This window comes from Lentzea sp. NPDC055074, from assembly GCF_053608005.1.
In genome coordinates, this window is the sequence record NZ_JBSGUQ010000021.1 from 126,119 (window position 1) to 151,957 (window position 25,839).

Consider the following 25,839-nt stretch of genomic DNA (forward strand, 5'->3'; position numbering starts at 1 on the left):
GCGGACGCCCCGGCCTCGGGCTCAGGCCGTCGGAATGGCGTCGAGCAGCTTGAGAACCGCCTTCGCGTGGGCGAGACCGAACTCGGCCACCGCCTTGGCGTAGGGGTCCTCCGCCGTCTTGGCCGCGCTCTTCGCGCTCTCCTGCTCCTGACCGTACGTCGAACGCGCGGTCGTGATCAGGGACTCACGCTGCTTCGCGGTCAGCGAACCGGCGTGCACCAGGCGCAGGATGAGCGGGCTGCGCAGGTGGTCCGGGCCGGGCTCGGACAGCAGCCAGTTCTTGAAGGCCTTCTTGCCCGCGGCGGTCAGCACGTACTGCTGACTGGACCGCGGTCCCTGCTTGCCGAGGCGCAGCAGGCCCTGGTCAGCCAGCGCGGGCAGTTCGCGGTACACCTGGGAGCGGGTCACGCTGAAGAACGCGCCGAAGCGGTCTCCTGCCTCCGCCACCAACTGGCCACCGGTCTTGGGTCCGTCGTGCAGCAGCCCGAGCAGGGCGGCTGCGGTCGCATTCAGGTCTGACACACCAACAACGTTCCCACGTCCGGGGGAAGCTGTCCACAATGGTCAGCCGTTCTGTCCACAGTGGCTGATCACCGGGCTAGTCTGATGGGCCATGCGGAGCAACGAAAAGTTCCGCTGAGTAAGCGGCAGTTTTCGAGCCTCACGCGTTTGGCCTCTTGACCGTCTGTGTCCATCCCGGATGGAAAAGTCCTTTCGCAGAAACGAAAGTCCCCCGCACTCACTCGATCGGCGGTACGAGCCTCACCGGCCGAAGCCACCCGAATGGACGGTCGGGGTCCGGCGTCGCACGACCTGGTGATGTACGCGCACACCCCTTTCCCGCGCCTGATGTTCCGGGAAAATGATCAATGCCGGGAACGGCGCCCACGAGGGCGCGCAGTCGGGGCACAGCAGGACGACGGAGGTCGGGGACCGTGAAGAACCTGAACTTGAAGTGGCTGGACCACAAGAAGGTGGCGGCGCACACCAGGGCGTGGGTGACGGGAGGCATCCCGGAGCAGGCCGGCAAGGACGAGTGCATGGTCTGCGGCAAGCAGATCCGCAAGCACCGCACGGTCAGCGGCGAGGGCCGCATCTGCTCCAGCATGCTGTGCGCGCAGTACTGGGCGGAGAACATGACCTGAACGACCCGCCCGAGCACCAGCGGGATCCGGGGGTTCGCCCCCGGAACGGGCCGGCGACTCGACCCCGCAGAAAAAGCAGAAGGCCGGAACCTGATGGTTCCGGCCTTCTGACTAGTAGCGGGGACAGGATTTGAACCTGCGACCTCTGGGTTATGAGCCCAGCGAGCTACCGAGCTGCTCCACCCCGCGCCGCTTCTAGCTTTTGTTGCTGTCTTGCTGTTGTAAGGAGAACTCTACACCCTCCGAAAACCGCTTTTTCACCACCCCCCACTAACCGCATTTCCGCAGGTCATCGGCGGAAACTCTCGATCACCGTGCGAGCCGGGCAACCTACGGGGGTCTGGGGGCTCGCCCCCAGGGTGGGGTTTGGGGGCTCCGCCCCCAATGTGACACGAAAAAGCCCTGTTCGCGATTTCCGCGAACAGGGCTCTCCCGGCTTTGTAGCGGGGACAGGATTTGAACCTGCGACCTCTGGGTTATGAGCCCAGCGAGCTACCGAGCTGCTCCACCCCGCGTCGGTAATTTGAACTGTACGCGGGGTGGAGCAGCTAATGCAAATCGGTAGGTCAGCCAGACGGTGTGGGGCTCGGCACAACCGACGACTGGCCCGTGGGCGGCGGTGAGGCGGCCCCGGTGTTGTACTGCTTGAACCTCTTCGAGGCGTCGTCCAGCTTGGCGTAGGCCTGGCCGAGCTCGGTGAAGTTCCCGCTCGTCTGCGCCCTCTTGATGTCGGCCAGCGCCGCGTCGATGTCGTTGACGGCCTTCTGCAGCTCAGGGCTGAGCGCGCTGTTCGCAGGCGGCGTCGTGGACGGTGGCGTGGAGGTCTGGCCGTTGCCGTTGTTGTCGCTCGGCGGCGGCACGACCGCGCCGGCACCGCTGAGCACCTGGTCCAGCGCCTCGTTCAGCGTGGACGCGTAGCCGACCCGGTCGCCGTACCAGACGAGGACCTTCGACAGCTGCGGGTACGACGTGTTGTTCGACGCCCGTTCGATGTAGACGGGTTCGACGTAGAGCAGCGCTCCGCCGACGGGCAACGTGAGCAGGTTGCCGTAGACGACCGTCGTCTTCTGCTGGGTCAGCAGGTTGAGCTCGCGGCTGACGTTGTCCGACGTGAGGAACTGCGTCTGGATCTGCTGCGGGCCCTTCGCGTCCTGACTGAGCTGCAGGACGCTGATCTTCCCGTAGTTGTCCGGATCGGAGCCGACCGAGACGTGTGCCGCCATGAACTCCCGGTTCTCACGCACGAGCGGGCTGGTCAGCTGGAAGCGGACCTTGCTCGGGTCGCTCGGGTCACCGGCGAGGACGTAGAACGGCGGCTGGGCGTCACGGCGCTTGCTCGCCGCGTCGCGCTGGGCGTCGGCCGTGGTCACGTTGTCGATCGTCGGGTCCTGCGGCGGTGCCCAGTAGGCGACACCGGAGTAGAAGTCCGACGGCGACGAGACGTGGTACTTCGACAGGATCTGCCGCTGCACCTTGAACAGGTCCTCGGGGTAGCGGAAGTGCTGGCGCAGCTCGTTCGAGATCTCGCTGCCCGGCTTCACCGTGTTAGGGAAGACGCCCATCCACGCCTTGAGGACCGGGTCCTTGTCGTCGATCTGGTACAGGTTCACCGAGCCGTCGTACGCGTCCACAGTGGCCTTGACCGAGTTGCGGATGTAGTTGACGGGCTTGTTGACCTGCGAGATGACGACGCCGTCCGCGGTGAGCGAGTCGTTCGTCGCGTCACCGAGCTGGGTCCGCTGCGCGTACGGGTAGTTCTCGAGCGTGGTGTATCCGTCGACGATCCACGTGATGCGGCCGTTGACGACGGCCGGGTACGGGTCGCTGTCCACCGTGAGCCACGGGGCGACGGCCTGCACGCGGTCGCGCGGGGTGCGCTTGAACAGGATCTTCGAGTCGTCGGCGATCGACTGGTTGAAGAGGATGTTCCGTTCGCCGTAGTACGCCGCGAACGCGAGCTTGTTGAACAGGCTGCCGATCGGGACGCCGCCGGTGCCGGTGTAGGTGTAGGACTTGGCGTCCGTGTCGTACTCCGCCGCCGAGCCGGCCGGGCGGCCGCCGACGATCGAGTAGTCGTTCACGCCGAACAGCTCGCCGTAGTACGTGCGCGGCTGGTCGACCTTGATGCCCTTCGGGTCGTTGCCGACGTCGCCGTTCGACTTGACCTCACCGGTCTTGAAGTCCGGGTAGCCGCCGTTGGACTCGTCGGCGACCGCGTTCACCTTGTTCGCCTCGGCGTAGACGAAGCCGTTGCCGTGCGTGTAGATGAGGTGCTGGTTGATCCAGTCGCGCTGGCCCTGCGGCAGGCTGTCGAGCTTCAGCTCGCGCACCGCGACGATGTAGTCGCGCAGCTTGCCGTCCACTGTGTACCGGTCGACGTCGAGCTTGTTCGGGAAGCCGTAGAACGGCCGCAGCTGCTGGAACTGCGTGAAGGTGCGCGACAACACAGCCGGGTCGAGCAGGCGGATGTTGCCGAGCGTCCCCGCGTCGTTGGTCTTGACCTGGTCGTTGCTGACGTTCTGCTTGCCTTCGTACGGCTTTGTCTCGACCTTGTCGTCGGTCAGCCCGAAGGACTGCCGCGTCGCCGCGATGTTGCGGGTGATCGACTCGGCTTCCTTCTGGATGGCGTTCGGCTTGACCGAGAACTGCTCCAGCACCGCGGGCCACGCGGCGCCGACGAGCACGCTCGACAGCACCAGCAGCACGGTCGCGATGGCGGGCAGCTGCACGTTGCGCATGAACGCGCCCGCGAAGAACGCCACGGCGCAGAACACCGCGATGCACAGCAGGATCAGCTTGGCCGGCAGCACCGCGTTGAGGTCGGTGTAGCTCGCGCCGACGAACTTCTCGTTCTCGTGCAGCAGCAGCGTGTACCGGTCGAAGAAGTACGCGACGGCCTTCAGCAGCACGAACGTGCCGGCGACGAGCGCCAGGTGCAGCCGCGCGGGGCCGGAGAGCTGACCGCCGCGACCGGCCAGCCGGATGCCGCCGAAGAGGTAGTGCGCGATCACCGCGCCGATGAACGACACCGCGACCGTGATGAACAGCCACGACAGCAGCCACTCGTAGAACGGCAGCTGGAACGCGTAGAAGCCGATGTCGTGCCCGAACTGCGGGTCGGTCACGCCGAACGGCTGCGAGTTGAGGAACAGCTGGATCTGCTGCCAGTCGGCCTGCGCCGACGCGCCCGCGATGAGGCCCACGAAGACGGGGATGCCGATCGAGAACAACCGCATCCGCCGCATCACGACGGTGCGGTAGCGCGCCACCGGGTCGTCCGGGCCGGACACCGGCACGAACACCGGCCGCGCCCGGTAGGCGAGCAGGAGGTTCAGCCCGACGATGCCACCGACCACGGCCCCGACGGCCACGAACAGCCCCAGCCGGGTGAGCAGCACCGTGCTGTAGACGTCGCGGAATTTCACCTCGCCGAACCACAGCCAGTTCACGTAGGTGTCGAGCAGCCGCGATCCCGTGATGAGACCGAACAGGAGCACAACACCCACGATGAGCAGTATTCGGCTGCGTCGGGACAGTTTCGGCAGTCCGACCGGAGGCCGTGTGGCCACGAGGCACGCTCCTGGATCGCGGTAAATCGATACGTACGTTTAGTCCAACTCTACGGACGACGCCCTGGGTTCCCGTGAAGTCCGCAGTCTTACGATGACATGCGTGTCAGCGAGTGAAACGCCAGCGGTCATCCTCCCCACGGTCGCCCGTGAGGTAGAGCAGTTCGTAGCGTCCGGCGGCTGGGAGCAGCCGCCGCAACTGTTCGCCCTCGTGGCCACCTCAGAACTGCTCGACCAGCAACCGGAGCTGGCCGACCAGCTCGACCCGTCGGCGAGCCCGCTGACGCCGATCGCCCAGGACGCCCTGGAAGGCGATCTGGGCGACGCGCTCGCGGGCATCGAGTGGCCCCCGGCCGTGACCGGCTGCGCCCTGGCCCAGGAGATCGTCGTGCTGCCCCCGGAGGCGGAGACGGAGCTGAGCCACGGCGAGCTGGACGACGAGGCGGCGAGGAAGTTCGCCGCCGAGCACCCGTCCCGCCGCGAGGCGCGCATGGTGGCCGCGGTGCTGCGCGACGGCACGGTCTTCTGCGTGCTGCGCCTGCGCGGGACGGCCGAGGTGCCAGAGGAGGTCGTCGAGCACCCCGAGCTGGCGCCCAACCTCACCGACGCCCTGCTCGCCACGCTGCGGCCCTAGTCACGTCTCCAGGCTGGCACAACCCCGGCGCGTGAACGCGCCGGGGTTGTCATGTCGTTGTCCGGTGTTCGCGACGAGCGGACAGCGAATGTCGCTCGCGACGGCGCGCGACGGCTGCCTACCGTCCTGCCATGACCGTCGATCTCTGGGCGACCATGCGCACCCCGATCTCGCTCCACGAGCTCGTCACGGGCGCACGCGACACGATGGGGCGGCTCCTGGGCGTCGACGACCCGCCCGTCGTCCAGGTCTTCGCGGACCGTCAGCGGGGCGACACCGGCGTCACCTACGCCGGTCGCCGTCTCGGGGCGGCCGAACAGCGGGCCGTCGTGGTCGCGGAGAACCCCCGCGACGTGCCGGTAGACCCGTCGGACCGCCGCCGGCTCCACTTCGTCACCCCGACCGGCGACGGAGCCGCGGCGGTCGTGTTCGACCGGGTCGAGCCGAACTTCAGCCCGGACCGGACCTGTGTCGGCGTCGTGGTCGCGACCGCACTCGCGCTCGCCGCAGCCGAGCAGGGCGGCGGCGAGTTCGTCGACATGACCATCTTCATGCTGCGGCCGCCGGAGGACGTCCCGGAGCGGGTGGTCGAGCTGACGGCGCTGCCCGACCACGGCGACGACTTCGTCGCGCGGTGCGAGCGGTACCTGCGCCAGTTCGCCCACCTGGACGGCTGGCCCCCGGCGGTCCGGAGCTGAGCGGGGTCAGCAGCCCGGCGTGTCCTTGCCGGCGTTGAGCGCCTCGAGCGACGACACGGCGTCCGACAGGTTCTCGACCTTGATCAGCTTGAGGTCGCTCGGCGCCTGCTGCTTCGCGTCGGCGCAGTTGGCGGCGGGCACGAGGAACGCCTGCGCGCCCGCCTCCTTCGCGGCGACCATCTTGAACGCGATGCCGCCGATGGGCTTCACGGTGCCGTCGCCCGCGATCTCGCCGGTGCCCGCGATGGCCTTGCCGCCGTTGAGCTCACCCGGCGTCAGCTTGTCGACGATCGCCAGCGCGAAGATCAGGCCGGCCGACGGACCACCGACGTCGGACAGGCTGATCTTGATCTTGAACGGCACGTCGGCGCGGTCCACCGGCGAGATGCCGATGAAGCCCGCGGGGCGGCCGTCGTCGCGGGTGCCGAGGGTGAGCTGGGTCGACTGGGAGGTGCCGTCCTTCTCGAACGCCACCTCGATGCGGTCGCCCGGCTTGGTGTTCTCCAGCGCGGAGCTCACGTCGGCGGCGCTCTGCACCTGCTTGCCGTGGACGGAGATGATGCGGGCGCCGAGCGGGATGACGTTCTCCGCGGGGCTGCCCTTGGTGACCTGGTTCGCGATCACCATGCCCGGATACTTGAGGTAGTGCAGCGCGGCGACCTCGGCCGAGGTCTGGGACTCGCTGAACGCGAGCTCGTTGTTCTTCTGCACCTCCTCCTCCGACTCGCCGGGCTTGAAGAACTCCTCGCGCGGCGCCAGGGCGTAGCGGCCCGACAGCCACAGGCCCAGGGCGCCGAACAGCGAGACGTCGTCGGTGAGCGAGACCGTCGTCATGCGCAGGGCCCCCTTGGTGGGGAAGGTGTCCTGGCCGTCGACCGAGACCACGTCGGTGTCCTTGACCTGGCCGAGCACGTCGTAGGTCGGGCCGGGGCCCAGCGCGACGTACGGGACTCTGGCGAAACCGCCGAGGAGTCCGAGTGCCGCCACCACCAGGAAGCTGACGATCAGCGTCCAGGTCCGGCGCGTCAGTCCGCGTTCCCTCGGCGGGGGCGCGGGCGGGGGTGCGGTCGTGACGGTTTCACTCACGGCTGAACAGCGTACGACCATGTCGGTCCGCGTACGGTAGAGGCATGAGTGACGTGCCGTTCGGGTTCAGCCCGCACGACCCCGACGACAAGAGCGGGAAGCCGGGAGACAACCCGTTCGACTTCAGTCAGCTGGGCAACATGCTCAGCCAGCTGGGCTCCATGTTGAGCAACGCGGGGTCGTCGAGCGGGCCGGTCAACTACGACCTCGCGAAGCAGATCGCGTTCCAGCAGCTGTCCTCGACGACGACCACGATCGGGTTCGCCGGCGACCAGTCGGGCGCGGTCACCGACGCCGTGCACCTGGCCGAGATGTGGCTGGACCCGGTCACGTCGCTGCCCGCCGGCACGCGCACCACGCAGGCGTGGACGGCGCGCGACTGGATCGAGCGCACCATCCCGACCTGGCAGCGCCTGTGCGACCCGGTCGCGCAGCGCATGTCCGGCGCGTGGGTCGAGGCGATGCCCGCCGAGGCCAAGCAGGCGGCCGGCCCGTTGCTGGCGATGCTCGGCCAGATGGGCGGCATGGCGTTCGGCTCGCAGCTCGGCAACGCGCTGGCGCAGCTCGGCGCCGAGGTGCTGACCTCGACCGACGTCGGCCTGCCGCTCGGCCCCGAGGGCACCTCCGCCCTGCTGCCCGCGAACATCGAGAAGTTCACCGAGGGCCTGGAGCGCCCCGCGTCCGAGGTGATGGTGTTCCTCGCCGCGCGCGAAGCCGCCCACCAGCGCCTCTTCACGCACGTGCCGTGGCTGCGCCAGCGCCTGCTCGACACCGTCGAGGAGTTCGCCAAGGGCATCAAGGTCGACACCTCAGCCCTGGAGCAGCTCGCGGGCCAGATCGACCCGTCCAACCCGGCCTCGATCGAGGAGGCCATGGGTTCGGGCCTGCTCGAACCGCAGACCACCCCGGAGCAGAAGGCGGCCCTGGAGCGTCTGGAGACGCTCCTCGCGCTCGTCGAGGGCTGGGTCGACGTCGTGGTCGACTCCGCCGTCTCCGAACGCCTGCCGGGCGCTCCCGCCCTGCGCGAGACGCTGCGCCGCCGCCGTGCCTCCGGTGGCCCGGCCGAGCAGACGTTCGCGACGCTCGTGGGCCTGGAGCTGCGCCCGCGCAAGCTGCGGGCCGCCTCGGCGCTGTGGAAGCTGATCGGCGACCAGCACGGCGTCGAGGTGCGCGACAGCGTGTGGGAGCACGCCGAGCTCGTCCCGACCGCCGCGGACCTGGACGACCCGCTGGAGTTCGCCGAGCGCCTCACGAACACCCGCAAGGCGCTCGAGGACCCGATCGCCGAGCTGGAGCGCACCATGCGCGAGGACGGCGAGAAGGGCGACAAGCCCGAAGAGGCCTGATCGGCTCTGGAACGGACGCGCCCGGTGAGGACTCCTCGCCGGGCGCTCTGCGTTCCCGAGGCGCCTTCAGGGATCGGAGCTCGGCATGAGCGCGCCTCGCCGGCTGCCGTCCCCAGGACACGCGAGCGCCCCGGCGAACACACCATCCCCGGACACGCGAACGCCCAGCGCACACACCATCCCCGGACACGCGAGCGCCCAGCACACACCGGTCCCCGGACACCCAGCACACACACCATCCCCGGACACGCGAACACCCAGCGCACACCGGTCCCCGGACACGCGAACGCCCAGCGAACACACCGTCGCCGGGCGCGCTTCGCGTCTTCGGACCTTCAGTCCTCCGTGATCCCCCAGCCTGCGGCGGCCGAGAGACCCTCCAGATAGCCCATGGCCCGCTCGGTCTTCTGGTAGCGGTGCACCCACTCCCAGAAGTCCTTGCCGTGCCCTGGCACGAGCAGGTGCGCGAGCTCGTGCACCAGCACGTAGTCGAGCACCCACGGCGGCACGTCGCGCAGCCGTTCGGACACGCGGATCGTGCCCTCCGTCGGCGTGCAGGACGCCCAGCGCGTGCGCATGGGCGGCACCCAGCGCACGCTCACCGGCTCCGCCAGCGAGTCCAGGTAGCGCGCCGACAGCTCGGCGCACCGCGCCATCAACGCCTCGTCAGATGTGCGCGCAGGGGACTTCCTGCGCGTCTCGCTGCGCTGGAGGCGGCTCAACATCTCCGCCACCCAGTGCTTCTCTTCCCCCTTGGTCATCCGTGCCGGTAGGAGGACGACGACGGTGTCACCCTCCCGGTACGCGCTGACCATGCGGCGGCGCCGGGGGCTCCGCCGCACTTCCACCCGCGGTTCGGCCATGGATTCACCGTAAACGTCGCCACCGACAATTTTCGGCCCCCAACCGGCGGCAGGCGGGCACCCGGCGGGTGAAGTTCCACCGAACGGCGGCTGGACACGCGCGGAAACGACATGCGCGGTTTCGCGCGCTCGCGGAGGTACCGTCGCGCCAAGGTCCCCGAGTGTGTCCGCACTCACAACTGCAAGGGAGGGGCTGTGGCCGAGTCCTACAACGGCTATTGCGTCAAGTGCCGCGAGAAGCGCGACTTCGACGGCAACGTCGAGGAGACCAATGGTCGGCGCATGGCGAAGGGCACCTGCCCTGTCTGTGGCACGAAGATGACGCGGATCCTCGGCAAGGCCAAGGTCTGACGTTTGCGCTGGCAGGGGGCGCCGCCCCCTGCCAGTCTCTACCGTCGTGGAGACAAGACCTCGCGTGCGTGCCGGACTGGCCGTCGTGCGCAGAGCCCCCGGCGTCGTCCAGGTGGGCACCGACCCGAAGCACGCCGTCGTGATCGACTCGCTGCCCGAGGAGCTGGTCGACGAACTGATCACCCTCGACGGCCGGCACACTGTCGCTGAACTGGGTGAAAGGCTGAAAAGCCGAGGTGGCAACCCCACCCAGCTGGGTGAAGTTCTCTCTTCTCTCGAAGACGCCGGACTGCTCGACGACGGGCCTCCCGCGAGGGGTGGGACAGCCGCCGTCCACGGGTCCGGGCACCTTGCACTTTCCATTACTTCGCTCCTAGCGGAATCCAGCGTGCAGCTCGCGCACAACGCGGATCTGACCGTGCTGGCGGCGACTTTGGTCCCCGATCCGAACCTCGTGAGCACGCTGATGGCGTTCCGCACGCCGCATCTGGCTGTGCGCGTCCGTGAGGGCGTGGGCATCGTGGGGCCGCTCGTCCTGCCTGGTCGTTCCTCGTGCCTGAACTGCGCGGACCTGCACCGCACCGACCAGGACCCGGCGTGGCCCGTCATCGCGGCCCAGCTCGTCGGCAGGCCCGCCTCGACGGACGTGCTGTTCGCGTCGGGCACCGCGGCGCTGGCGGTGGCGCAGATCCTGGAGTCGCTGAGCTACCTCCGCGGCCGCGAGGGGTCCCCTCCGCCCGTGTTGAACGCCACTCTCGAGCTGGACCTCGCGTCCGGCGTTGCTGAGAGGCGAAGCTGGTATCCGCACCCTGACTGTCAGTGCTCCGCACATAACATGGCCGAGTGACCGAGATTCCGCGCAAGGCCGTGCAGCGCACCGCCAAGCTGGCGAGCCTCCCTCTCGGGGTGGCAGGCCGGGTTGTCGGCGGCTGGGGGAAGCGACTGACCGGACGCGCGGCCGACGAGGTCAACGCCGAGGTGACGGCCAAGACGGCGGAACAGGTCTTCGCGGTGCTCGGCCAGCTCAAGGGCGGCGCGATGAAGTTCGGCCAGGCCCTGAGCGTGTTCGAGGCGGCAGTCCCGGACGAGCTGGCGGCCCCGTACCGCGAGGCGCTGACGAAGCTGCAGACCGCGGCCCCGCCCATGCCCGCCCGCACCACGCACCGCGTGCTCGCCGAACAGCTCGGAGCGTCCTGGGCGAAGCGCTTCCAGGAGTTCGACGACGTCCCGGCCGCCTCCGCGTCGATCGGCCAGGTGCACCGCGCGGTGTGGCACGACGGCCGCGAGGTGGCGGTGAAGGTCCAGTACCCCGGCGCGGACGAGGCCCTGCGCGCCGACCTGAAGCAGCTGCTGCGGTTCTCCCGGCTGCTGCAGGCGATCATGCCCGGCACCGACGTGCGCCCGCTGCTGGAGGAGCTGCGCGACAGGTACCTGGAGGAGCTCGACTACCGCGACGAAGCCGCGAACCAGCGCACGTTCGCGAAGGCCTTCGAGAACGACCCGCACGTGCTCGTCCCCCGCGTCATCGCCTCGTCGCCCAAGGTCATGGTGACCGAGTGGACCTCGGGCGTGGGCCTGTCCTCGATCATCCGCGAGGGCTCGGCCGAGGACCGCGACCTGGCGGGCCAGCTGCTCGCCGAGTTCCACTTCTCGGCCCCGTCCCGCTCCGGCCTCCTGCACGCGGACCCGCACCCCGGCAACTTCATGCTGGGCGACGACGGCCGCCTGCGCGTGATCGACTTCGGCGCCGTGGCCCGCCTGCCCGACGGCCTGCCGAAGACGCTGGGCCTGATGACCCGCCTGGCCCTCGACGGCCGCTCCGCGGACCTGGTCGAGCTGCTGCGCACCGAGAACTTCATCCGCGAGGGCATGGAACTGCACGGCGAGGACGTGCTCGGCTACCTGGCCCCGTTCGTCGAACCGCTGCGCACCGAGTCGTTCCACTTCACCCGCCGCTGGCTGCAGTCGCAGGCGGAAAGGGTGGGCGACCTGCGCAGCCCGGACTCACAAACGGGCCGCTCCCTGAACCTGCCGCCGCAGTACCTGCTGATTCACCGCGTGACAATGGGCGCGACGGGCATTCTCTGCCAACTCGACGCCCACGTGACGGCCCACGAAATCGTCGCGCGCTGGCAGCCGGGATTCGCCGACTAACTCGTCCGAGTGAACCGCCGGCAAGTTGTCCACAGGTTGGCGACCAGCCCCCTTTGTGTGTCCTCCGATGCCCCACGATGGACACATGACACACATCGCCACCACCGCTGAACTGCGCGAATCCGGGATCTCCCCACGGGAGATCCAGCGTCACTGCACACCCGCCGGGTCGTGGCAGCGCCTGCTGCCCGGCGTGGTGCTGACCAAGCCGTCCCCGGCCACCCGGCTCGACCGACTCCGCGCGGTCCTTTCTTTCACGGAACCTTCCGCGGTGATCACAGGAGCGGACGCACTGGTCCGCCAAGGAGCGACACTTCCCCTTCTGCGGCACATTCACGTGCTCGCGGGAAGCAATGTGCGAAAAGCGAACCCGTGGATTCTTCTGGAACGCACAACCCGCCCGCCAGACGTGGTGGAACGCCACGGCCTGCGCCTGGCTCCCCCGGCCCGCGCGGCCCTGGATCTCGCGCGGCGAGAACTGAACCCGCGCGCCGTGGTGGAGATCCTCGACGCCGTGGTGGACGCCCGGTTGTGCTCGCCGCGTGAACTCCGGGAGGAGTTACGGGTGAGCAGCCGCCGGGGGACAGCGCTGGTCAGGCAGGTCCTGTCGCACCTCTACCCGACCTGATCCGCCTGGCCGGCCGCGCCCTTCGACGCCGCAGGTCGGCACGTGAGTCGAGCCCTGCCGAGCCCGGCACGCCGTCAGGTTCAGGGCCGGCGGAGGCAGTGTTTCCCCGGCGTGCGCTCAATCCGGCGCGCATCCAAGCTGGCGCACATCCAAGCTGGCGCGCATCCGAGCTGGCGTGCGCTCAGTCCGGAGCGCACCCACTCCGCCGAGATCCGTCGCGGGTGGATCGGCGGGCTTGCCACCTCACTCCACAGGCCTCGCCTACAAAGCGATGTGCCGACTCACTCCTGCGATCAGACACCCACAGGTCTCACCGCAGCAGCCTTGCTCACCAGGCAACATCCGAATGCTTCGTGCTGGGCTTCCCACGAACCAGCCCACGCAGACCCGCGGCCAGCCGCTTCAGCGCAGGCGCCGACCAGCCACCTACATCCCCACAACCCGACGCGATCTCACCCATCCGAGCGATTCGCATCCACAGGTGAGTCAGCGCCAGTACTCGTCCGGCAACTTCCCCTCGATGTCCCGCACATGGGTCTTCGAGCACACCTGACACAACCACCGGACCGTCCCGCCGGTCCGCTCCGAAGACCAGGCCAAGAACTCCAGGTCAGAAACGGAGGACCGCAGCCGCCCACATCTGTGACAAGCCGGCGCAGCGCCAGAGGTCACCGACGCCGCCCCACGTGCACCGTGTCGGTCTCCAGCAAGAACACGTCCTCGCGAGCGCCGACGTACTCCGAGTCGGACGGGTTCAGCAGCCGGCGAAGCGCATCACGGTCCGCCGGGTGCAGGTAGGCCTCGGTGATCTCGGTCAGCCAGGTCAGCCGGTCGACCGCCCAGTCGCGGACCAGCTGCTTGGCCGGCGCCGGATGGTCGACGACGAAGCTGAAGGCGCTGATCTCGCCGAGGCCGGCATCGGCCAGGGCCACGTTCCAGCCGACCGGGAGGCGGGCCGAGCCGGCCATCTTCTCGCGCATCGACACGAACCACGAGGCGCGGGCCGCGGCCAGGCGGTCCTGCAGGCCGGGTGAGCCGACACCGAGGTCCCACGGCAGGAAGCGGGTTTCGAGGCCGCCTTCCGCGAGGGCCAGCCAGCCGCCTGGGGCCAGGGCCTCCACCAGGCGTTTCATGCCGCGCAGCTGATCAGGGAGGTGGTGCACGACGCGGGAGCCCCAGATGAGTTCCACCGGGCCGGCGAACGACAGCGGGTCCTCTGAGGCCAGGTCGGCCAGGACCGGCTTCACCGAGACGGCGCCGTCGGCTTCCGCTCTGGCCGCGGCGCAGGCCGCGTCCAGGAGTTCGGGGGTGGCGTCGACCAGGACCAGGACGCCTCCGCCGTGTTCGCGCAGGGCCGAGGCGAGGGGCACGCTCATGGAGCCTGCGCCGCACCCCACGTCCATCACCACCGGCGAGTCGGGCAAGGGGGCCACCAGTCTGCGGGCCACCGAGGCCAGTGCTTCCGCCTGCAGCGAGCCGTAGCGCCTCATCGCGTGGAGGCGCGCTGACCAGTCGATTCCGTCGTGAGTGTGGTGCGGCACAAAGGGAACGGTACGGAGGAACGGCCGAGGCCGCCATCCACCTTCTCGTGGATGACGGCCTCAGCTCGAGACTGTCAGAGGTCGTGGCGAGCCGCTCTGCGTCCCGCCCATCGCGACAACCTGCGCCAACGTTGCGCTGACGCGAGGCGGTTCGCCAGGCGTTGCTCTTCCGCGAACCTCTGGGCTTCTTGTATTCGTATTCGGACGAGTTCTTCACTCAGAGACATGGGTGTCAGGCCCTCGTTCAGGTAGGCGGGGATCGTGCTGTGGTCGTTGAACTTCACGGTGTTCACGCTGCCGACTCCGTCCTGCTGGCCGGAACAACTGCCGCGTCCTTGCGCGGACGGCCACGCGGCCGCTTCCGCGCGATGACGACACCGCGCTCGAAGATCTCTCCACCCCAGACGCCCCACGGCTCGTGACGAGCGACCGCACCGGCGAGGCACTCGGCGAGGACCGGGCAGGTCCCGCAGAAGGACTTCGCCTTCTCGAGGTCAGCGGGCGCGTCGGCGAACCAGAGGTCGGGGTTGTGGGTGCGGCAGGGGATGTCGAGTCCCTCCGCCAGGTCCGGAAGTGTCTCGCCGGTGAGCGGGACAGTTGCCGTCAACATCAGGGTTTTCTCCTTGTGTGGGGTACTGCAAAAACACGAAAGCCGCGGACTCTTGGCGAGTCCGCGGCTTTCGTGAGCCTGGTGGTCCTTCGACCCCTCTATGGGGTCGGCAGGAGCCTTCTCACTTGATGCGCGGACAGCGCATTCGTGTAGTTGTGGACGCCATCGATCACCGGCAGCGCGACGATCGGCTGCTCGTTGCGCAGGTCGCTGCCGCCGAGGGCGGTGCCGCGCAGTCCGGTGGCCCGCTCACGAGTCAGCAAGGCCACTGGCTTCAGGGCAGACTGCTGCCACGAGGCCTGGGCGGTTGCGGACGTGCAGAGACCCTCGGACATGGGGAGGCCGAGCGCGCGCGAAGTCATGAAGAGCTTCACAACGGCCACCTCCTCCATAGAGAGCTCTGCTTCAGAGAGCTAGAGCATGTACTAGTAGTTCTTCTTCCCCAGACGGGTCCTCCGGACCCGGCATGAGCAGGTTATGACCCCGTACCTGGGGCTCGCAACCTATTTAACGAAACTTGTCCCGATCAGGTGGCGGAGTACCCGACACCGGCTCGGACCAGGCCCAACACGTCGTCGCCGAACTTATCAAGCTTCGAGGCGCCGATGCCCGAGATCGCGACGAGCCCGGCCGAATCCGTGGGTCGCTGCTCCGCGATCGCCATCAGGGTCGCGTCGGTGAAGACGACGTACGCGGGCACCTTCAGCTCCCGCGCCCGTCCCGCACGCCATCGGCGCAGCGACTCGAGCAGCTCTTCGTCCACATCGGACGGGCAGGACCTGCATCGGCCGAGCTTGACGGCCTGCGCGTCGACCAGCGTCGACGCGCACACCCGGCAGGTCGGCTTCTCCTTCTTCATGAGAGGAGGGCGCTGCGCGCCGCCTGATACCCGCGCGGCCGGGTGGTTCTCGGGAACGAGGTTGTAGAGGAACCGGGAGCGGCGGCGGTACTTGCGTCCACCGGCGGCGCGCGCCAGGGCCCACGACAGCCAGATGTGCTCACGCGCGCGCGTGACACCTACGTAGAGAAGGCGGCGTTCTTCTTCGACCTTCGCCTCGTCGCCGTCGGCGTACTGGATCGGCATCGTGCCCTCGACCAGTCCGACGAGGAACACGGCGTCCCATTCGAGGCCCTTCGACGCGTGCAGCGAAGCCAGCGTCACGCCCTCGACCGTCGGCGGGTGCTGGGCCTCGGCGCGCATGTCCAGCTCGACGCAGAACCGCGGCAGGTCGGCGTCGGGCGTGGCGGCGGCGAACTCCTCGGCGAGCTCGACCAGTGCGAGCAACGACTCCCAGCGTTCCCGTGCGCTGCCACCGGTCGGCGGCTCGTCGGTCAGGCCCACGCGGCCCAGCGCCGAGCGGACGACCTCGGGCAGGCTGCCGGCCACGTCCCCCGACGAGCGCAGCGTGATCATCGCCTGGCGCACCTCGGCGCGCTCGAAGAAGCGCTCGCCGCCGCGCACCAGGTACGGGATGCCGAGCGAGGCGAGCGCCTGCTCGTACACCTCGGACTGCGCGTTGACGCGGTAGAGGATCGCGATCTCGGACGCCGCGACGCCCTCGTCGAGCAGCGTCTTGACGCGGCCCGCGACGGCGTCCGCCTCGCTCGGCTCGTCGTCGAACTCGTGGAACCGCGGCTTCGGCCCGTCCGCCCGCTGCCCGATCAGCTGCAGCCGCGAGCCGGCGGGACGGCCGCGCGCCCACTTGATCACGTCGTTGGCGAGCTCCACGACCTGCGGGGTCGAGCGGTAGTCGCGCTCCAGCCGCACCACGACCGCTTCCGGGAACCGGCGTCCGAAGTTGAGCAACGGCTGCGGCGAGGCGCCGGCGAAGGAGTAGATGGTCTGGTTCGCGTCGCCGACCACGGTCAGGTCGTCGCGCGCGCCCAGCCACGAGTCGAGCACGCGCTGCTGCAGCGGCGTCACGTCCTGGTACTCGTCGACGACGAAGCAGCGGTAGCGGTCGCGGAACTCCTGCGCGACCTCGGCGTTGTCCTCCAGCGCGCCCGCCGTGTAGAGCAGCAGGTCGTCGAAGTCGAGCAGCTGCGCCTCGGTCTTGAGCTGCTCGTAGGTCGTGTAGAGCTTCAGGATCTGCTCGGCGGGCGCCGGGATGTCCCGCGCGGCACGAGCGGCGGCGGCCGGGTAGTCCTCCGGCGTCAGCAGCGACGCCTTCGCCCACTCGATCTCGCTGGTCAGGTCGCGCAGCGCGTCCGGCTCGGTCGGCATCCCCAGCCGGGACGCGGCACGGGCGACCACGCGGATCTTCTGGTCGACGAGCTCCCAGCGCGGACCGCCGATGACGCGCGGCCAGAAGTAACGCAGCTGGCGCGAGGCGGCGGCGTGGAACGTCACGGCCTGTGCGCCGTGCACGTCCAGAGAACGCAAACGCGTGCGCATCTCCCCCGCGGCGCGCTTGGTGAACGTGACGGCGAGGACCTGCGACGGAGCGACGTGACCGCGTTGGCACAGATACGCGATGCGGTGCGTGATGGTGCGCGTTTTGCCGGTACCGGCACCCGCGAGCACGCACACGGGGCCGCGCGGGGCCTCGACCGCGGCGCGCTGTTCCGGATCAAGACCCTCCAGCAACGCGTCCATGCCCGGCAGTCTCGCAGATGGCCGATGCAACACCGAGACCAGCGCGCCGTATCCTGGGCACATGGCAGGTAAGCAGGACAAGGCGGCGGCGAAGGAAGCGGCGAAGGTTCGCCGCGCGGCTTCACGTGAGCGGCGCAAGCAGATCTTCGAGGCGTTCAAGATGCAGCGCCGCGAGGACAAGGCGCTCATCCCGCTGATGCTGGGAGCGATCCTCGGCGTCACCGCGATCGCCGTGGTCCTGGGCATCGTCTTCGACGCGGTCTGGATGTTCGTGCCGCTGGGCGTCGCGATCGGCGCGCTGCTGGCCGTGATCATCTTCGGCCGCCGCGTGCAGAGCAACGTCTTCCGCAAGGCGGACGGCCAGCCGGGTGCGGGCGCCTGGGCGCTCGAGAACCTGCGCGGCCGCTGGCGCGTCACCCCCGCCGTCGCGGGCACCACGCAGCTCGACGCCGTGCACCGCGTGCTGGGCCGGCCGGGCGTCGTTCTGGTCGCCGAGGGCGCGCCGCAGCGGGTCAAGCCGCTCCTCGCGCAGGAGAAGAAGCGCATCGCCCGCGTCGTCGGCGAGACCCCGATCTACGACTTCATCATCGGCAGCGAAGAGGGCCAGGTCCCGCTGAAGAAGCTCCAGTCGAAGCTGATGAAGCTGCCGCGCAACATCACGGCCGCCCAGGTCGACACGCTGGAGACCCGCCTCGCCGCACTCGCCAGCCGCGGTGCCGCGCTGCCCAAGGGCCCCATGCCCGCGGGCGCGAAGATGCGCAACGTCCAGCGCGCCATGCGCCGCCGGGGCTGACACCTCGAGTCCGACGAACGCCGCCTGTCCTTCGCCAATGGGACAGGCGGCGTTTTCGCGTTCAGGCCCCGCCGACGACGACCCGCACCGTCGAGTACCGCCTGCGGAGCTCCTTGAGCGGCTGGTAGTCCGGCGAGTTCCAGAAGTCCTCCACGGCCTGCCTGCTCTCGAACTCGTGGATCACGAGCCTGCGCCACGACCAGTCGCCCTCGAGCACGAGCGGCGTGGCCTCGTCGAGGACGTTGCGGGCCCCGGCCTTCTCCAGGAGCGGGAAGACCTGGTCCACGTACTGCTGGAAGCCTTCCTCGTCGTCGATGTCCGAGTCGATCACTACGTAAGCGGTCATGTGATCCACCGTAGGAACCGGCACGCGGTCGTTCCCATGCCTGAAACGGCCTGGGAAATACGCGAAAGGACCGCAGCTAGGGTGACGCTGTGGACGTCTTCACCGATGTCATCGCGACCATGCGCGTCGGCCGCGCCAAGTTCACGCGCACCCGCTTCGCCGGGCCGTGGGGTCACCGCTTCGGCCCGTACCCCGGCGCCGGCTTCCACGTCGTGGTGCGCGGCTCGTGCTGGCTGATCCCGCCGTCCGGAGAACCGGTGCGCCTCGACGCCGGTGACGTGGTCTTCCTCCCGCACGGCGCACTGCACGGCCTGAGCGACCGCCCGGACCGCACCACGGCCGACCTGCCGCCGGCCCGCGACTCCGACGACGCTCCGAACGACCCCGCCGCGACCACCCATCTGGTGTGCGGCGCCTACCGGCTCGACCGCGGCCAGGCGCACCCGTTCCTGCGCACCCTGCCGGACGTGCTGCACCTGCGCGCCCGGCCCGGCCGGCACCCCGCGCTGCGCGCCGCCGTGGACCTGCTCGGCGCGGACGTCACGGAGTCGAAGCCCGGCGCGGGGGCCGCGTTGCCGGCGCTGCTCGACCTCTTGTTCGTGTACCTGCTGCGCGCGTGGCTGGAGGAGGAGTCCGAACGCACGTCCGGCACGGGCTGGTGCGCGGCGTTCACCGACCCGGTCATCGCCGCGACCCTGCGCCACATGCACCGCGAACCGGCGCACCCGTGGAGCGTCGCCGGGCTCGCCGGCCGGGCGGGGATGTCGAGGACCGCGTTCGCCCGCCGGTTCACCGCGCTGGTGGGGCAGTCGCCGATGGCCTACCTGACCTGGTGGCGGCTGAGCACCGGCGCGCGGATGCTGCGCGACGGCGACGAGACCCTGGCGGCGGTGGCGCGCCAGGTCGGCTACACGTCCGAGTTCGCCTTCGCGACGGCGTTCAAGCGCGAGTTCGGCGTGGCTCCCGGCAGGTTCCGGCGGGGCGCTACCGGACCTTGATGACCACGGTGCCGGCCGCCTTGTCGTGCAGGCAGCGGCCGTCCGCGTCCCAGACCAGCGCCGGGATCAGCGGGAAGATGAGGACGGTGCGCAGCAGGGCCCGCGGCAGGTGCACGAACGTCTTGCCGTCGATCCGCGCCACCCGCAGCCCGAGCAGCGCGTGGCCCGGGGTGAACCCGAAGAACGCGACGGCGACCGTGGTGATCACGAACCAGGCCAGCAGGCTCCAGTTCTTGGGCAGGTCGGGCTGGGTGAACACCGCCGCCACGCCCGCCGCGAGGAGGAAGTCGACGAGGATGGCGAACGTGCGCCGCCCGATCGAGGCGATGGAGCCCGGCCCGTCCTTGGGGAAGCCGTGCCGCTCACCGCGCCACCGCTGTTGCGTGCCGTCGTTCGAGTCGTCACCCGGCGACAGCACCGAATTAGGTCCAGACAGCCACGAACCGGTCCACCTGCTCACCCCACCAGAGTAAAGGCGTGCTCAACGGGTGAGCACGGGGTGGTCGTCTTGCCCCTTCGACCGTCCCCGTTAACACTGGCGAAACATCAGAGTGACGGACGGGCAACACCGCCGACATACGGTCGCTCGCGATGGCCAGCCGTATTCCATAGTCAAGGAGTCGACGAGGGTGTTCAAGAATTCCGACGAGGTGCTGAAGTTCATCACCGACGAGGGCGTCAAGTTCGTCGACGTGCGGTTCAGCGACCTGCCGGGCGTGATGCAGCACTTCACGCTGCCCGCCAAGGCGTTCGACGCCGACGCGATCGAAGAGGGACTCGCCTTCGACGGCTCCTCCGTGCGCGGCTTCCAGTCCATCCACGAGTCGGACATGCTGCTGCTGCCCGACCTGTACACCGCGCGTCTCGACCCGTTCCGCATCGAGAAGACGCTGATCGTCAACTTCTTCGTGCACGACCCGTTCACGCGTGAGGCGTACAGCCGCGACCCGCGCAACATCGCGCGCAAGGCCGAGCAGTACATCACCGACTCGGGCATCGCCGACACCGCGTACTTCGGTGCCGAGGCGGAGTTCTACATCTTCGACTCGGTCCAGTTCGACACGACCGCCAACTCCGCGTTCCACAAGATCGACGCGGTCTCCGGCTGGTGGAACACCGGCCGTGAGGAAGAGGGCGGCAACCTCGGCTACAAGGTCAAGTACAAGGGTGGCTACTTCCCCGTCACCCCGAACGACCACTACGCCGACCTGCGCGACCAGATGGTCCTCAACATGGAGGCCCAGGGCTTCACCGTCGAGCGCGCGCACCACGAGGTGGGCACCGGCGGCCAGGCCGAGATCAACTACAAGTTCAACACGCTGCTGCACGCCGCGGACGACCTGATGCTGTTCAAGTACATCATCAAGAACACCGCCTGGCAGGCCGGCAAGTCCGTCACCTTCATGCCGAAGCCGCTGTTCGGCGACAACGGCTCGGGCATGCACACGCACCAGTCGCTGTGGAAGGACGGCTCGCCGCTGTTCCACGACGAGAGCGGCTACGCGGGTCTCTCCGACACCGCCCGCCACTACATCGGCGGCATCCTGCACCACGCCCCGTCGCTGCTGGCCTTCACCAACCCGACGGTGAACTCCTACCACCGCCTGGTCCCGGGCTACGAGGCCCCGGTCTCGCTCGTGTACTCGCAGCGCAACCGCTCGGCGTGCGTCCGCATCCCGATCACGGGCAACAACCCGAAGGCCAAGCGCATCGAGTTCCGCTGCCCCGACTCCTCGGGCAACCCGTACCTCGCCTTCTCGGCGATGGTCATGGCGGGCCTCGACGGCGTGAAGAACAAGATCGAGCCGCCGGCCCCGATCGACAAGGACCTCTACGAGCTCCCGCCCGAGGAGGCCCGCGACGTCAAGCAGGTCCCGGCCACCCTCGACGCGGTGCTGGACAACCTGGAGGCCGACCACGAGTTCCTGCTCGAGGGCGGCGTGTTCACGCCGGACGTGATCGACACCTGGATCTCGTACAAGCGCTCCGAGGAGATCGACCCGCTGCGTCTGCGCCCGAACCCCTACGAGTTCGCGCTGTACTACGACGTGTGATCGGCGCGGGGCTTTGACCAGCCGTTTCACCGGTTTAAGCCCCAGCCAGGCCGTCTCCAGGCCGTCCAGCGTGGAGACGGCCGCCTGATCGTTCATATGCCGAGGGCCGGGTGACAACTTGTCGCCCGGCCCTCGGCATATGAACGACGATCAGCAATTACAGCTTGCTCATACCCATGGAACGGGGAACACGGTCCCGAGCCACGTGCCGGGCTGCATGACCGATCGGGTCCTTCCTCTGTAGCCGATAAGGTTCAGCATAGCCAGCTCCAGAAGATGGACCGCTATCATCGATGCCTCCACCCATTGCTCATGGTTCCAGATAACCGGCTTTCTGCGAGTTGGATGAATCACAACGTTTCGCATATCCACGATGCATCGCAGCGCATCACGATGACGACCATCTGGCATGGGACCCAGAGCCGCCGAAACAGACTTCAGATACTCCATGTGATCCGGAATTTCCAGATCAATTCCACAATCGTCCAGGAGGAGCCTGATCTCCTCTTCCGTATGCAGACCATCTTTCCACTGCCGAGGCGTATACAAGCGGCGTTGTTCGACAAACCGGTCATACGCGAGCATCTGAAGGGCGGAGAGAGGCAAAGCGACGCCCAACTCAGCACTCGAACCGAAACTGGCGGCCGCATAGTAAGAAACAGAGTATTGCAGCAGTTCCGCATTGCCAGGATCTCGACACCACGAGATTACTCTTTCGATAACCTCGGATAGTTGTTCCGCAAAGATTGATTGATCACTCCAAGAACGAACCCCCAGCATCCTATCTATAGGACCCGTCCGCCATGATGACCAGCGAGGGGCGCCATCTAGCCAACCCACCGGCAGCAGAGGCCGGACCTGGCGACCCAGCGTAAGCGTGATGGCCAGTCCTATTTGATGAAGAATGGCCTCCACATCCTCAAATTTGAACTTCTCTCCGTCACTTCGGCGCAGCTCACCGACATGAGTGAAGCGCCACCCACCACTGCCCCGCAATTCTTCCCAAAACTCACGTTTACCAGCCTCACGCAAAGAATCGATCTTTATTGACCACTCCTCAACATCAACCTCAATCCTTCCTTGCCACCACACCCAAGGCTGATCGGACGCTCGAATGCGAGAGGCATCGAACGGACCTTTCCAGCCATTAGGGATCCAGAAAGTCAGCCTATCGACCTCAATACTGAGATCGCCGACAATCTGATCACCCAAGCGATCGGATCTATAGACCCGCCGATCACTATCCCAAGTGTACGAACGCTCCCGAGGCGCCTCAGGAACGCCGACAGCCTCAGGCAGCGTAACGGTAGGCATACTCGACCAATGAGAGCCTTGCGAGTCATCACCCAGAAGATCATGGATGCGCAACCCATCGGCGTCACCCTCAAAAAAAGTACGCGGAGTAGGGAGCCAACTAAAATAGACCTCCCCCGTAAAATCTCCTGAAGCATCACCATCGTTCAACCTGAAGTCGCCTGCATATAGCGGAATTTCCTCGTTCACCCCCCTGGGGTGATAGAGATGAGAAAGCGCGTCAGGAAACCGCTCCTCGATTACGACTTTTTGGCCGCCCTCCACAGTGTGCCTAACCCTGACAACCCTCTCACCGTCCTCGTCATCGATAGAAACGTTACGAGGAACTTCCCGCTCCGACGTCTTTTCACCAGTCAAGTCAGACTCCCAAGCTTGTGATTTGCACTCGACTTAACCTGCTCTATCGCCCACTGAAGCAGATCTGATACTTGCCAGCGTCAACACAGCATCGGAAGCACAGGACCTGTCAGCTCTCGGCACCAAACGCTCGATCGATCGCAAGCCGGGCTCGCAAGTGACTTGCCTGCATCAGATGGGTATAGACACGTAGCGTGAAAGCTGGATCGGCGTGCCCGAGGTACTCAGCGAGCGCCCGAATGCTCACGCCCTCATCCAGCAACATCGATGCGAAGAAGTGCCGCAAGGCATGGAACCCTTCTGCACGTCCAGGACTCAGCACGCCAGCTGCGACAAGCGCTGGCTTCCACACGTGGTGGTTGAACGAGTGTCGGTAGATCTGCTTCGACTCTCGGGTATAGATCAACAGCGGCACCGTCACGAGCTTGCCGTCAGGAGTCCCCCACGGGAGCGTGATCGGAAGCGACTCGAACTTCTGAACGTGCGCGTCGATCGACTCCGCGAGGCTGCTGGCCAGAGGTACGTCCCGAGTCCTCCCGTGCTTCGGTGGAGCAAAGATCATCTTGCCGCGCACGATCTTGATCTGACGCATGACGTGGATGACACCCTCCGACTCATCCACGTCGTCCGGCGAGAACCCGAAGACCTCTCCCTGCCGCAAGCCGGCACCTGCGCCGAGGTCTACGCCAACGCGGTACCGCTCCCCGATCGAAGCCCGAACCGCCTGCACCCGCTCAGGCGTCCAGGGCACGATCTTCGGATACTCGCCGCGCGGCTTCTTGACCGACTTGGCGTTGCAGGGGTTCTTGCGGATGCGCTCGTCGTCCACCGCAGCCGTCAGGATTGCTGAAACGTTGGCGAAGATCGTCCGACGGTAGGTCTCGGCGAGCCCTTTCTTCTGAAGCTTCCGGTCCCACGCTTGGATCGTGGACGGCAGGATCACCCGCAGCTCGTCGTCCCCGAAGTACGGAAAGACGTGGAGCTTGAGCCGAAACTCAACTGTGCGGGATCTCCCTTGCCCTGATGCACGGTGAGCACGCTGTCGTCGCTGCGGTCTCGCTGCCGTACATGGATCTTCACTACTCAGCCGTGACGAGCAAGGGCGCGTTTGTCAACGGTACGAAGCTCGCCGCAAGCAGGACCAAGGAGTTGCACAAGTCAGTGGTGGCGATCGGCGACTTTGCCTTCGGCGAAGGAGCCGCAGAGAAGAACCTCAAACGGGTCGCTCTCACAGCCGCGCTGGCCGCTCAGGTCGAGCGTGTTCGCATGTTCGGGTCGGCAGCCCACGATCTCGTCTGGCTGGCAGAAGGCCGCATCGACGGCGCCGTGATCTTGTCAAACCAGACCTTGGACATCGCTGCGGGCGTACTTATCGCACGCGAGGCAGGAGTGATCGTCACAGATAGCTCTGGCACCCCACATTCAGCCACGTCAGCCCACACTGTTGCTGCTGCACCTGGCCTCGCCGACAAGCTGCTTGCCCTTGTCCAGTCCTCGCTTTGACCTGCCCTACGAGGATCAGACCGCGAGCTAGGCAACGCGCCAATGTAGGTTGAAGACCTAGGGGGAGACAACTTTCGCCGGACTGGACACCTACTGCATATCCGCAGGTCAGCGCCCGTCTTGCGTTCAAAATTGGTCGACGAAACCCCCACGTAGTCACTCCGCACCGACCTGCCCGGAGCTAGCACCACGCCTCGCAGCGATTCACCAAAGTCATGATCTCCACGAACCAACTCCAGCTCGAACCGCCAAGTAATAAGAAATTCAAATAGCAGCACAGCGCATGTTCACTCGAAAGTGGCAATGCTATTGCGTAGAATGGCGGGGTGATGGCGCAAAAGAAGCGTGGAGCTAACGACAAGAGTGTCGAGCTGCGCACCCAGCCGTCCAGCGACGACGCCCATGACATCGTCTACTTCAAACGCCACAAAGAGGACGATCCCAACGAAGCGTGCCCAGGTCGTGACTTCCTCAACGACGTCTGCCCTGCCAACGTGCGTGCGGCCATGAAGTCAGCACTTGCCGCAGTCGCTGCCGCGCCGCCCAAGAGGTTCTCGGGCGGCGGCTACTGGGAGGCGATGAAGGGAGACATGGCGGGCTGGTTTGAGGTCCGCAAGGATGGCCCGCGTCGTCACCACTACCGGCTCTACTGCCTGCTTGACTACTCGGCAGAGGGTCCAGAAAAGCCACTTCTAGTAGTAATCGACGGCCGAGACAAGCCGTTCAAAACGGAGATCGATCCTGCCGAGTACGCCAAAATTAGAGCTCTCGGCGACGAGTACAAGCGTCGAAACCCTCGCTCTCTTGGCTAACATGAGCCAGCGACCATCGACTTCTCGCCATTCCGCTTGATCCCCAGAAAGCGAGCAAGCTTCGATCCGTTCTTCGCTCGTCCCGTTCTCAAAGGCTCGATGACCTCGGTCTTTTCAGCTTCGGGAAGCGGCTCAAGCGTCAGGCGGAAACCTAGCGCCGTTGCCACTTCCGCCAGTGTTCCGATAGTCGGATTTCGGTGACCAGCAGACAGCAGACGCCGGACCACAGCTGGATCAAGGTTGATAGCACGCGCCAGATCAGCCTTCGTCAGGCCACTGGCGGCTCTTGCCTCGTCCAGCGTGTTGACCAAGCGGTCGATGGTCTCGATCCTGTAGGACTCCGCGATGTACGCACGAAGGAACACGGGGTCCTTCAAGTCTTCAGCGAGGTCGTCCCAAAACGTGGTTGGCACAGCCGACATAAGCTCACCTCCAGTGTGG

The 25,839-nt window shown here is 67.2% G+C and carries 26 protein-coding genes and 2 tRNA genes; 13 read left to right on the forward strand and 15 right to left on the reverse strand.

Annotated elements, in window-relative coordinates:
- Positions 1-21: 21 nt before the first annotated feature.
- On the reverse strand, positions 22-522 hold the full coding sequence (locus tag ACWF7A_RS36190) for a PadR family transcriptional regulator (protein ID WP_030470382.1): 501 nt from the start codon (positions 520-522) through the stop codon (positions 22-24).
- Positions 523-935: 413 nt separating this feature from the next.
- Here ACWF7A_RS36190 and ACWF7A_RS36195 point away from each other — a divergent pair, with 413 nt between their 5' ends.
- Positions 936-1,145, forward strand: coding sequence for a hypothetical protein (locus tag ACWF7A_RS36195; RefSeq protein ID WP_452255004.1), 210 nt, complete (start codon positions 936-938; stop codon positions 1,143-1,145).
- A gap of 115 nt (positions 1,146-1,260) precedes the next feature.
- On the opposite strand, the gene ACWF7A_RS36200 is transcribed toward ACWF7A_RS36195, so the two are convergent.
- The 3 genes from ACWF7A_RS36200 to ACWF7A_RS36210 all read right to left on the reverse strand — a co-directional run bounded on the left by ACWF7A_RS36200 (position 1,261) and on the right by ACWF7A_RS36210 (position 4,714).
- A tRNA-Met gene (locus ACWF7A_RS36200) sits at positions 1,261-1,334 on the reverse strand.
- A gap of 252 nt (positions 1,335-1,586) precedes the next feature.
- A tRNA-Met gene (locus tag ACWF7A_RS36205) sits at positions 1,587-1,660 on the reverse strand.
- 51 nt (positions 1,661-1,711) lie between these two features.
- On the reverse strand, positions 1,712-4,714 hold the full coding sequence (locus tag ACWF7A_RS36210; RefSeq protein WP_452255005.1) for a UPF0182 family protein: 3,003 nt from the start codon (positions 4,712-4,714) through the stop codon (positions 1,712-1,714).
- Positions 4,715-4,808: 94 nt separating this feature from the next.
- Between ACWF7A_RS36210 and ACWF7A_RS36215 the strand changes: the two genes are divergently transcribed.
- Positions 4,809-5,348, forward strand: coding sequence for a PPA1309 family protein (locus ACWF7A_RS36215; protein ID WP_452255006.1), 540 nt, complete (start codon positions 4,809-4,811; stop codon positions 5,346-5,348).
- A 131-nt stretch (positions 5,349-5,479) separates the two neighbouring features.
- Positions 5,480-6,046: a hypothetical protein gene (locus tag ACWF7A_RS36220; RefSeq protein WP_452255007.1), complete on the forward strand. Its 567-nt coding sequence runs from the start codon at positions 5,480-5,482 to the stop codon at positions 6,044-6,046.
- Positions 6,047-6,052: 6 nt separating this feature from the next.
- Here ACWF7A_RS36220 and ACWF7A_RS36225 read toward each other — a convergent pair whose 3' ends face one another.
- Positions 6,053-7,132 (reverse strand): YlbL family protein, encoded by a 1,080-nt coding sequence (locus ACWF7A_RS36225; protein ID WP_452255008.1) that lies wholly within the window; start codon positions 7,130-7,132, stop codon positions 6,053-6,055.
- 44 nt (positions 7,133-7,176) lie between these two features.
- Between ACWF7A_RS36225 and ACWF7A_RS36230 the strand changes: the two genes are divergently transcribed.
- The gene (locus ACWF7A_RS36230; protein ID WP_452255009.1) at positions 7,177-8,478 is read left to right on the forward strand and encodes a zinc-dependent metalloprotease; all 1,302 of its coding nucleotides are present in this window, start codon (positions 7,177-7,179) and stop codon (positions 8,476-8,478) included.
- A 335-nt stretch (positions 8,479-8,813) separates the two neighbouring features.
- Here the strand turns inward: ACWF7A_RS36230 and ACWF7A_RS36235 are convergent, their stop codons facing one another.
- Positions 8,814-9,341 (reverse strand): M48 metallopeptidase family protein, encoded by a 528-nt coding sequence (locus ACWF7A_RS36235; protein ID WP_189160477.1) that lies wholly within the window; start codon positions 9,339-9,341, stop codon positions 8,814-8,816.
- 195 nt (positions 9,342-9,536) lie between these two features.
- Between ACWF7A_RS36235 and ACWF7A_RS36240 the strand changes: the two genes are divergently transcribed.
- From ACWF7A_RS36240 to ACWF7A_RS36255, 4 genes are all read left to right on the forward strand, one after another.
- A complete protein-coding gene (locus tag ACWF7A_RS36240) occupies positions 9,537-9,692 on the forward strand; it encodes a DUF5679 domain-containing protein (protein WP_189160476.1) in 156 nt (51 codons plus the stop codon).
- Positions 9,693-9,738: 46 nt separating this feature from the next.
- Positions 9,739-10,539: a TOMM precursor leader peptide-binding protein gene (locus tag ACWF7A_RS36245; protein ID WP_452255010.1), complete on the forward strand. Its 801-nt coding sequence runs from the start codon at positions 9,739-9,741 to the stop codon at positions 10,537-10,539.
- Complete coding sequence (locus tag ACWF7A_RS36250; RefSeq protein WP_452255011.1) at positions 10,536-11,846, forward strand: ABC1 kinase family protein; 1,311 nt, start codon at positions 10,536-10,538, stop codon at positions 11,844-11,846. Before ACWF7A_RS36245 ends, ACWF7A_RS36250 begins: the two co-directional genes overlap by 4 nt.
- Before the next feature lie 85 nt (positions 11,847-11,931).
- Complete coding sequence (locus ACWF7A_RS36255) at positions 11,932-12,474, forward strand: hypothetical protein (protein WP_452255012.1); 543 nt, start codon at positions 11,932-11,934, stop codon at positions 12,472-12,474.
- 668 nt (positions 12,475-13,142) lie between these two features.
- Here the strand turns inward: ACWF7A_RS36255 and ACWF7A_RS36260 are convergent.
- From ACWF7A_RS36260 to ACWF7A_RS36275, 4 genes are all read right to left on the reverse strand, one after another.
- On the reverse strand, positions 13,143-14,015 hold the full coding sequence (locus tag ACWF7A_RS36260; protein WP_452255013.1) for a methyltransferase: 873 nt from the start codon (positions 14,013-14,015) through the stop codon (positions 13,143-13,145).
- A 289-nt stretch (positions 14,016-14,304) separates the two neighbouring features.
- Complete coding sequence (locus ACWF7A_RS36265; RefSeq protein WP_189160471.1) at positions 14,305-14,625, reverse strand: WhiB family transcriptional regulator; 321 nt, start codon at positions 14,623-14,625, stop codon at positions 14,305-14,307.
- A gap of 98 nt (positions 14,626-14,723) precedes the next feature.
- Positions 14,724-14,999 carry a hypothetical protein gene (locus tag ACWF7A_RS36270; protein WP_452255014.1) on the reverse strand — a complete coding sequence of 92 codons (276 nt, stop codon included), beginning with the start codon at positions 14,997-14,999 and terminating at the stop codon, positions 14,724-14,726.
- A 152-nt stretch (positions 15,000-15,151) separates the two neighbouring features.
- The gene (locus ACWF7A_RS36275) at positions 15,152-17,221 is read right to left on the reverse strand and encodes an ATP-dependent DNA helicase UvrD2 (protein ID WP_452255015.1); all 2,070 of its coding nucleotides are present in this window, start codon (positions 17,219-17,221) and stop codon (positions 15,152-15,154) included.
- 61 nt (positions 17,222-17,282) lie between these two features.
- Here ACWF7A_RS36275 and ACWF7A_RS36280 point away from each other — a divergent pair, with 61 nt between their 5' ends.
- Positions 17,283-18,014: a DUF4191 domain-containing protein gene (locus tag ACWF7A_RS36280; protein WP_452255016.1), complete on the forward strand. Its 732-nt coding sequence runs from the start codon at positions 17,283-17,285 to the stop codon at positions 18,012-18,014.
- Between the two features lie 61 nt (positions 18,015-18,075).
- Here ACWF7A_RS36280 and ACWF7A_RS36285 read toward each other — a convergent pair whose 3' ends face one another.
- Positions 18,076-18,360: a DUF1330 domain-containing protein gene (locus ACWF7A_RS36285; protein WP_452255017.1), complete on the reverse strand. Its 285-nt coding sequence runs from the start codon at positions 18,358-18,360 to the stop codon at positions 18,076-18,078.
- Between the two features lie 89 nt (positions 18,361-18,449).
- On the opposite strand from ACWF7A_RS36285, the gene ACWF7A_RS36290 reads away from it, so the two are divergent.
- Positions 18,450-19,358: an AraC family transcriptional regulator gene (locus ACWF7A_RS36290; RefSeq protein ID WP_452255018.1), complete on the forward strand. Its 909-nt coding sequence runs from the start codon at positions 18,450-18,452 to the stop codon at positions 19,356-19,358.
- Here ACWF7A_RS36290 and ACWF7A_RS36295 read toward each other — a convergent pair.
- Entirely contained in the window at positions 19,345-19,776 is a 432-nt protein-coding gene (locus tag ACWF7A_RS36295; RefSeq protein ID WP_452255019.1) for an RDD family protein, read from the reverse strand. The two genes, ACWF7A_RS36290 and ACWF7A_RS36295, sit on opposite strands and share 14 nt — an antisense overlap.
- A 211-nt stretch (positions 19,777-19,987) precedes the next feature.
- On the opposite strand from ACWF7A_RS36295, the gene glnA reads away from it, so the two are divergent.
- Positions 19,988-21,412, forward strand: a complete 1,425-nt coding sequence (glnA, locus tag ACWF7A_RS36300; protein ID WP_189160466.1) for a type I glutamate--ammonia ligase — start codon at positions 19,988-19,990, stop codon at positions 21,410-21,412.
- A 168-nt stretch (positions 21,413-21,580) separates the two neighbouring features.
- On the opposite strand, the gene ACWF7A_RS36305 is transcribed toward glnA, so the two are convergent.
- Both ACWF7A_RS36305 and ACWF7A_RS36310 read right to left on the reverse strand, forming a co-directional pair.
- Positions 21,581-23,083 (reverse strand): hypothetical protein, encoded by a 1,503-nt coding sequence (locus ACWF7A_RS36305; protein ID WP_452255020.1) that lies wholly within the window; start codon positions 23,081-23,083, stop codon positions 21,581-21,583.
- Positions 23,084-23,192: 109 nt separating this feature from the next.
- Positions 23,193-24,026: a tyrosine-type recombinase/integrase gene (locus ACWF7A_RS36310; RefSeq protein ID WP_452255021.1), complete on the reverse strand. Its 834-nt coding sequence runs from the start codon at positions 24,024-24,026 to the stop codon at positions 23,193-23,195.
- 80 nt (positions 24,027-24,106) lie between these two features.
- Between ACWF7A_RS36310 and ACWF7A_RS36315 the strand changes: the two genes are divergently transcribed.
- Together ACWF7A_RS36315 and ACWF7A_RS36320 are read left to right on the forward strand one after the other, a co-directional pair.
- Positions 24,107-24,586 carry an inositol monophosphatase family protein gene (locus ACWF7A_RS36315; protein ID WP_452255022.1) on the forward strand — a complete coding sequence of 160 codons (480 nt, stop codon included), beginning with the start codon at positions 24,107-24,109 and terminating at the stop codon, positions 24,584-24,586.
- Between the two features lie 329 nt (positions 24,587-24,915).
- On the forward strand, positions 24,916-25,398 hold the full coding sequence (locus ACWF7A_RS36320) for a hypothetical protein (protein ID WP_452255023.1): 483 nt from the start codon (positions 24,916-24,918) through the stop codon (positions 25,396-25,398).
- Here the strand turns inward: ACWF7A_RS36320 and ACWF7A_RS36325 are convergent.
- Positions 25,395-25,820 carry a helix-turn-helix domain-containing transcriptional regulator gene (locus tag ACWF7A_RS36325; RefSeq protein ID WP_452255024.1) on the reverse strand — a complete coding sequence of 142 codons (426 nt, stop codon included), beginning with the start codon at positions 25,818-25,820 and terminating at the stop codon, positions 25,395-25,397. The genes ACWF7A_RS36320 and ACWF7A_RS36325 overlap by 4 nt on opposite strands.
- Positions 25,821-25,839 lie beyond the last annotated feature (19 nt).

Coding starts and splice junctions, on each gene's coding strand:
- ACWF7A_RS36285 (WP_452255017.1), bottom strand. CDS start 18,360: ATGACCGCTTACGTAGTGATCGACTCGGACATCGACGACGAGGAAGGC.
- ACWF7A_RS36230 (WP_452255009.1), top strand. CDS start 7,177: ATGAGTGACGTGCCGTTCGGGTTCAGCCCGCACGACCCCGACGACAAG.
- ACWF7A_RS36325 (WP_452255024.1), bottom strand. CDS start 25,820: ATGTCGGCTGTGCCAACCACGTTTTGGGACGACCTCGCTGAAGACTTG.
- ACWF7A_RS36275 (WP_452255015.1), bottom strand. CDS start 17,221: ATGGACGCGTTGCTGGAGGGTCTTGATCCGGAACAGCGCGCCGCGGTC.
- ACWF7A_RS36255 (WP_452255012.1), top strand. CDS start 11,932: ATGACACACATCGCCACCACCGCTGAACTGCGCGAATCCGGGATCTCC.
- ACWF7A_RS36235 (WP_189160477.1), bottom strand. CDS start 9,341: ATGGCCGAACCGCGGGTGGAAGTGCGGCGGAGCCCCCGGCGCCGCCGC.
- ACWF7A_RS36320 (WP_452255023.1), top strand. CDS start 24,916: ATGGCGCAAAAGAAGCGTGGAGCTAACGACAAGAGTGTCGAGCTGCGC.
- ACWF7A_RS36215 (WP_452255006.1), top strand. CDS start 4,809: ATGACATGCGTGTCAGCGAGTGAAACGCCAGCGGTCATCCTCCCCACG.
- ACWF7A_RS36265 (WP_189160471.1), bottom strand. CDS start 14,625: ATGTTGACGGCAACTGTCCCGCTCACCGGCGAGACACTTCCGGACCTG.
- ACWF7A_RS36315 (WP_452255022.1), top strand. CDS start 24,107: ATGCACGGTGAGCACGCTGTCGTCGCTGCGGTCTCGCTGCCGTACATG.
- ACWF7A_RS36280 (WP_452255016.1), top strand. CDS start 17,283: ATGGCAGGTAAGCAGGACAAGGCGGCGGCGAAGGAAGCGGCGAAGGTT.
- ACWF7A_RS36220 (WP_452255007.1), top strand. CDS start 5,480: ATGACCGTCGATCTCTGGGCGACCATGCGCACCCCGATCTCGCTCCAC.